Genomic DNA, 7,369 nt, shown 5'->3' with positions numbered 1-7,369 from the left:
TGCATACCCTGGGCGGCGACGTCGATGTCGAAGGCGGCGGGGAGCGAAAGGGTCACGCTCTTGCCATTTGCAAGGTGGAGGATGTGGGGTTTCAGGACGGTCTGCGCGTTGGCGACGAGAGTAATGGCCAGAAGGGTCAAGGAGAGCGTGCGAAGTCTCTGCATGGGTAGATGGTAGCGGATGGAAAAGGCGTCAGCGTCAGAAGGCGCTCACGCCTGCTTCGACGACCAGTTGGTCGACGCAGATGTTCATGGCCTGGCCCAGCTTCTTGAAGTCGTCTTTCCACTCCTCCGTCCAGTAGTTCTTGTCGCTGCGGCGCAGCAGGTCGTTCCAGATGTTCTGGGCCTGCCAGAAGTTCACATCGAACGGGATGTCGCGCAGGGAGTTGGCGATGGTGACGGCGGCATGGATTGCCCCCGCGGCGGACGGGTCGCCAGCAACTTCGGCTTCGAGGCGAATCATGGCGCGCTTCATGCGCTGGCCTGCGGTGAAGCCGAGCAGGTGGGTGTCGAGCTCGATCTGGTCGGTCTCGGCGCGGTGGAGCAGGCGCTCGATCTCGACCGGGTCGAAGGGGTCGGCCTCGATGGCGCGGCGCATGCTGGCGTTGACGGCGAAGCTCGAAGCCAGCGCGAGTGCTGGAGGCGCGGCGATGTTGGATTCGATGAGGAAGTGGAGCAGGGAGGCGTGGTCCTCGTAGATCTTGCGCAGCGAGTCCTCCATCTCCGAGAGGGTGCGGTTGAGGATGGTGTTGAGGATGCGGTGCTGCTCGTCGGCGAACAGCGAGGTAAGGGAGTAGGACATGTTGCCGAAGAAGTGGTCGATGAGGCGGATGACCTCGGGGAGATTGGCGCGGCGCATGGCGTTGCCGATCTCGGCGGAGAAGTTGGTGAAGGCTTCGAGCTGGTCCGGCTCCTGGGGGACGTAGGGCTTGATGGCGGCGGAGAGGTTCTGGTCGCCGAGATGGAGCACCGCGAAGCAGATGTCCTCGCTCTCTTCGGTGACGCGGGAGCGGACGCGGGCGCGGCCCAGGGCGACGCGGCCACGGCCGGAGTTGAAGATCTCGTGGCTGTCGCGATGGACGTTGAAGCAGAACAGCGCACCGTCTTCGGGGTAGGAGCGGAAGATGGAGCTGATGGCGTAGTGGGCGCCGACCTCTTCGAGGCCGATGCGCATGTTGGTGACGTAGCGGCGATAGACCTCGGCGCCGCTCTGCATCTCGGGGATGTTGCTCTTCGCTTTTTCGAGGATGTGGAGAAATTCAGTTTCGAGGGCTGCGCCCCGCTCGCTGAAGAGTTTGGCCGCGAGTTGGAGGACGCGGCCAGCGTAGGCGATGATCTGCACGGTCTCGATGCCGGAGATTTCGTCGAAGAACCAGCCGCAGCTGGTGTACATCAACTGGGTGTGGCGTTGCAGCTCCAGCAGTTCGAGCACGTCGATGCGTTCGGCCTCGCTGAGGTCGTGGGCCTGATGGGCCTCGAAGAAGCTGGCCGTGGAGGCGCGGGAGCGGTTGTTAATGAGGTGGATATAGGCGTCGCGGGCAGCCCAGAGGTCTCTGAGCAGGGGGCGCGCGAACTCTTCAGACAGCGGAGCGGTGGCGTCGCGCAGGTAATCGAGCGCCTCGCGCAGAGGGGCGCGCCACTCCTGGTTCCAGCCAGGCTTGCCGCCGTTGCAGCCGCAGTTGGAGCGCCAGCGCTCGACGCCATGCGGACAGCTCCACGAGGTGTCCTCTTCGACCTCGGCCTCCCATCGCGGAGGAAATCTTTCGAGAAACTCGCCGTAGATGGTCAGGCGCGCCTGTTTCTCGTCCTCGATCCAGTGCATGGCGTAGGAGAGTGCCATCTCGCCGTGCTTGTGATGGTGGCCGTAACTTTCGCCGTCGGTGGCGACGTGCGAGAGCTGTGCCGGCTCGTCGTCGTTGGAGGTTGGGCGAAACTCTTCGACCAGCCGATGGCCGAAGTCTTCGCCGCTGTTGAGGATGCCTTCAAAGGCAATGGCGCGGGAGTTGGGGCCATCGTAGAAGAAGACGGTGATGCTGCGGCCGTCGTTGAGCGGAACGGTGTAGGGGTGGCGGGGATCGACGGTGGTGTCGGGGGTCCCCAGCCAGCCGTCGTTATTGGCGGCATCGGGTTTGGCCGGGTCGGTCTTGCGGCGGACGCGGGCGCACTGGTGCGGTGCGAGGACGGTGAACTTGATGCCCTCCTGGGCCATTAGATCGAGTACGTTGCGGTTGACGGCGGTCTCGGCGAGCCACATTCCCTCGGGCTTGCGGCCAAAGCGCAGCTCGAAGTCGGCGATGCCCCAGCGGATCTGGGTGCGCGCGTCGCGCTCGTTGGCCAGCGGCATGATGATGTGGTTGTAGACCTGGGCGATGGCCGAGCCGTGGCCGCCGTAGCGGGCGGCGCTGGCCTTGTCGGCGTCGAGAATCATGCGGTAGGTGCGGGGAGCGCTGTCTTCGAGCCAGCTCAACAGCGTGGGGCCGAAGTTGAAGCTCATCCGCGCGTAGTTGTTCATGATGCGGATGATCTCGTTCTTTTTGTTGGTGATGCGCGATGCCCCGTTGGGCGCGTAGCACTCTGAGGTGATGCGGTCGTTCCAGTCGTGATACGGAGCGGCGGAGTCCTGCACCTCGATGCTCTCAAGCCATGGGTTCTCGCGTGGCGGCTGGTAGAAGTGGCCGTGAACACAGACGAAACGGGTGTCCCCCGCGCTGGCCGGTGGTCGGGCGGGAACGTTTTTGATAGAAGACTTCGACTTGGCCATAGATACTTTGATGTCCCTTGGGGTGAGCGGAAGCGTGGAAATCGCGGAACGCTTTCCAGTGTTTGCGTTAATTTGCGCGGGCCTGATCGGTGTCGTTACTCGATAGGATTCAGGGAAGCGGCGTGAGTTTGCCTGCGGCGAGATCGCAGGCTCGCCACAGATACCAGCTGGCGACAGAAGACCAGGGCTTCCAGCGCTCTGCTCGGCGGCGCATGATGTCGGGTTTGGGGAGATCGGCGGGGGTGACCTTGTCGGCGGGTTTGAGCTTGCCGAAGGTGAGCGCGAAGCCTTTGCGGACGCCATAGTCGTCGACCGGAAGAACGTCGGGGCGGCCGAGGCGGAAGATGAGCAGCATCTCCACCGTCCAGCGGCCGATGCCACGCACCTGGATGAGGTGCTCGATGATGGCCTCGTCGGACATGCGGCGGATGCGGGCGAGCGTCGGCACGGTGCCATCGACTGTCTTTGCGGCGAGATCGCGCAGGGCGAGGCTCTTGTTGTGCGACAGGCCCGCGGCGCGCAGCTGCTCGTTGGGGCAATCGAGGAGATGCTGGGGGCTGGGATGATCGAGGCCGCAGACGGGCTGGAAGCTCTCGAGCAGGCGGCGATGAATGGTTGCAGCGGCCTTGGCGTGCAGCTGCTGATACACGATGCTCTCGACCAGCGCCTCGAAGGGAGACTGGGCGCTGGCGACGCGCAGGGTAAAGGGACCGGCGCGTTCGATCAGGCGGCCTAGTTTGGGGTCGGCGGCGGCGAGTTCTTTGCAGGCGAGAGCGGAGTCGTAGCGTGGAGGGCGCGGACTATTGAGAGGACGCGGCATGAGTTGACGTTATCGCAGGTAGAGGCTGGATGTCTTTCGACGTCCGTCGAAACTCGGACTGATTTGGTTCGCATTTACAAGAGCAACACCTTTGCGGCACGGTAGATATAGTGGTTCGATTCGCGAATGGAGCGACGATGCACGAGATGTTGTGCAATGGCCTGCCGACGGGCATTTATGTCACATTTCGATAATCGGATTTGCACGTAAAAAAATAGCAGAGAGCGGTGCCTGGTGGTTTCTAAGTGTGTTTTTGCGCTGCTATACTCGGGGCGCTAAAAAAAACTACTTTTGGTGGGGCTCAATCCGTCGCGGACGTCCCAGCCGCCGACTTGGCATCACTATCGGCAAGTAGGGTTGCCCGCAAGAGATAAGGAATCGAAGGAAACCTTTCGACCTCCTTAAGTCAAGTAAAGCAAAGGAAGCAGGAACGCACTCATGGCGCAAGTTTTTGACCGCAGTTCGAACGCGCTGGCTCGCTTGAGCCTGGTGTTGACGGGCATTATTGTCATCGCGCTCGGCGTCACGCTGAACGAGTTGCAGCGCTCGCCGTGGGTGACGCGGCAGGGCCAGCGGCCGGACCAGCCGATCCCGTTCAGCCACAAGCACCACGTCGAGGGCCTTGGCCTGCAGTGCCAGTACTGCCATACGTCGGTGGAGAAGTCGAGCTACGCCGGAATCCCGCCGACCAAGACCTGCATCAACTGCCACTCGCAGATCTGGACCGATGCCCAGTTGTTGGAGCCGGTGCGGCAGAGCTGGGCAACGGGAGCGTCGATCCAGTGGATTCGCGTGCATGACCTTCCTGACTACGTTTATTTCAACCACGAAGTTCACGTGAATAAAGGTATCGGCTGCGCCAGCTGTCACGGCCGCGTCGACGAGATGCCGTTGATGTATCAGCAGAACACCCTGCAGATGGAGTGGTGCCTGAACTGCCATCGCAATCCGGCCAGTAATCTCAGGCCTACGAGCGAGATCTACAACATGGCATGGGCTGGCCCGTCGAAGGAAAAACCAGTGTGGTGCGCCGGTACCGGGAAGAGCGGGCCGACGTCGCAGGACGTGAGCTGCACGACAACCGACCCAAGCAACAATGGAAATCCTGAGCTGGCGATGATGCAGCTGGAGCCGACGCATCCGGCTGGACTGGGTGCTCCGCAGACCGGGCCGAATATGCAGCCGCATATCGTCGATGGCGGCGAGGGCAAGACAGTGGGCAATCCGCTGCCGCTGCAACTGGCGTTGCCGGCGAGCTATCAGAAGTTCACCAGCCAGATGGAGCTGGGTAAATATCTGACCGCTCAATACCATATCCGCGAGCCGGAACAGCTTTCGAGCTGCGAGACGTGCCACCGATGAAGACGACCGGCAACAAAACGACTGGGATTAAAACGGCAGGGATTGGAACAGAGCAGACGATGGCTGAGACAAAAGCACCTGTACAAGCACAACCTGTAGTAGTCACCCAGATTGCGCCGGCAAAGCTGACGCTGGCCGAGGTCCGCGCTAAGCTGGACGGCCAGACCGCGCGGCGTTTCTGGAAGAACCTCGACGAGCTGGCCGAGACCCCGGCGTTCCATGAGCTGATGGCGGAAGAGTTTCCTCGCCAGTCCGGCTCGACCGAGTGGGTCGATGCAGTCAGCCGCCGCGGATTCCTGAAGGTGATGGGCGCGTCGCTGGCGCTGGCCGGTATGGCCGGTTGCACCAAGCAGCCCGACGAGCCGATCTTTCCCTACGTCAAGCAGCCCGAGGACCTGGTTCTGGGCAAGCCGATGTACTTTGCCACGGCGCATCCCTTTCCGACCGGCGCGATCCCGGTACTGATCAAGTCCGACGCCTTCCGTCCGATCAAGGTGGACGGCAACCCGGAGCACCCTGTCTCGAAGGGCAAGTCGGACGCATTCACGCAGGCGACGCTGCTCGATCTTTATGATCCTGATCGTTCGCAGCATGTGTTGCTGCGTGGGCAGAACTCTTCGTTTGGCAGCTTTCAGCAGGCGTTCGCCTCTGCGATCAAGAAGACCAATGGTGGCCAGGGCGTTTACTTCCTGAGCGAGACCATCACCTCGCCTACGCTGGCCGAGCAGTGGAAGCAGGTGCAGGCGGCCTATCCGCAGGCGAAGCTGGCGCAGTGGGAGCCGGTGAACTCCGACTCATCGCGCGCGGCGTCGAAGGCCACCTTCGGCAGCTACACCGATGCGCAGTACAAGCTCGAAAACGCCGATGTGATCCTCTCGCTCGATGCGGACTTCCTGGGCGGCATCGCCCATCCGGGGTTCCTGCCGATGGCGGCGGCCTACTCGGAGCGGCATCGCTATGAAGCGGGCAAGACGATGAACCGGATGTACGTCGTCGAGACCATGCCGACGGTGACCGGCTTCAAGGCAGAGCACAGGCTGGCGCTCAAGCCCAGCGATATCGCTGCCTTCGCGCAAGGATTGGTAAAGGGCGCGGCTCCGCAGGGGCTCGATGCCGACCAGCAGAAGTTCTTTACGTCGCTGCTTGCCGACCTGCACCAGAGCAGCGGCAAGTGCGTGGTCATTCCGGGCGAGCAGGCTGCTCCGGCGGTTCACGCGGCGGCGTATGCGCTGAATGCCTCGCTGGGCGCGGTGGGCAAGACGGTCGTCTATACCGAGACGGTCAACCCGATTCCGTCCGAGCAGGTCGCAGACCTCAAGGCTGTGGTCGCTGATATCAATGCTGGCAAAGTCCAGTGGCTGGTGATGCTGGGCATCAACCCGGTCTATGCCGCTCCTGCCGATCTGAACTTCCTCGACGCCTTCAACAAGGTGCCGAACACGGTGCATCTGGGCAACCATGTGGATGAGACCGGTGCGATCTCGCTGTGGCACATCAACAAGGCTCACTATCTCGAGAGCTGGTCGGATGCACGCGCCTATGACGGCACCATCTCGATCATTCAGCCGATGATCGCTCCGCTGTACGGCGGCAAATCGGCGCATGACGTCTTCCAGTCCGTCCTCGCCAATCCGCAGCTTTCGGCCTACGACGTGGTGGTGGCCAATGCGAAGACCTACATCAAGGGCGACTTCGCCACCAGTTGGCGCAAGTCGCTGCACGATGGCTGGGTGGAAGGCACGGCGTTTACACCGAAGGCTGGCGCTCCCGCGGGAAATGCCATGGCGTTTATTCCACAGGCCCCGGCGAGCAGCGGCTACGAGATCTCGTTCCGGCCCGATCCTTCGCTCTACGACGGTCGCTATGCCAACGTCGGCTGGCTGCAGGAGCTTCCCAAGCAGATCACGAACATGAGCTGGGACAATGCCGCGTTGATGAGCATGGGCACCATGGCCAATCTCAACGTCGAAGAGACCGATCTGATCGAGATCGAGCTGAACGGCCGCAAGGTAACGGCGCCGGTGCTGATGGCTCCGGGCCATCCCGATGGCGCGATCACGGTTCATCTCGGCTTTGGACGCCAGGCCGAGGCTGGCCGCGTTGGAGCGGGTGTCGGCTTCGATGCTTACCAGATTCGCACCGCGGACGCTCCTTACTATCTGGGCGGAGCGACGGCGAAGAAGGTGGGCAGCGGCTACGATCTCTGCGTCACCAAGGTCCACAACATCGAGCATCGCGGCAGCTTCGCGCAGCACGACCTCGACAAGAAGCTCTTCGACACCGGCGGGACCTACTCGCTGGCCGGCCACGAGGCGATGGAGCGGTCGATTATCCGCTACGCCACTGTGGTCGAGGTCGAGAAGAACCCCAACTTCGCCCATGACGAGATGGGCCGCGACTCGAGCGGGACGCTGATCGGCAAGGTCG

4 protein-coding genes are annotated in these 7,369 nt (G+C 62.3%); 2 read left to right on the top strand and 2 right to left on the bottom strand.

Annotation, left to right across the window (positions count from 1 at the left end):
- Window positions 1-198: 198 nt before the first annotated feature.
- Window positions 199-2,760 (bottom strand): DUF3536 domain-containing protein, encoded by a 2,562-nt coding sequence (locus tag VMU57_RS14925; protein ID WP_325384794.1) that lies wholly within the window; start codon window positions 2,758-2,760, stop codon window positions 199-201.
- A 109-nt stretch (window positions 2,761-2,869) separates the two neighbouring features.
- A complete protein-coding gene (locus VMU57_RS14920; protein WP_325384792.1) occupies window positions 2,870-3,580 on the bottom strand; it encodes a DNA-3-methyladenine glycosylase in 711 nt (236 codons plus the stop codon).
- Window positions 3,581-4,018: 438 nt separating this feature from the next.
- Here VMU57_RS14920 and VMU57_RS14915 point away from each other — a divergent pair, with 438 nt between their 5' ends.
- Window positions 4,019-4,942: a cytochrome c3 family protein gene (locus tag VMU57_RS14915; RefSeq protein ID WP_325384790.1), complete on the top strand. Its 924-nt coding sequence runs from the start codon at window positions 4,019-4,021 to the stop codon at window positions 4,940-4,942.
- A gap of 59 nt (window positions 4,943-5,001) precedes the next feature.
- On the top strand, window positions 5,002-7,369 hold a 2,368-nt coding region (locus VMU57_RS14910; protein ID WP_325384788.1), incomplete at its 3' end, for a TAT-variant-translocated molybdopterin oxidoreductase.

The sequence above is a fragment of the Edaphobacter sp. genome, assembly GCF_035532915.1.
In the GTDB taxonomy this organism is placed as follows: Bacteria; Acidobacteriota; Terriglobia; order Terriglobales; family Acidobacteriaceae; genus Edaphobacter.
The sequence above is the reverse complement of the archived record's forward strand: the minus strand, read 5'-3'. Positions and strand labels throughout refer to the sequence as shown.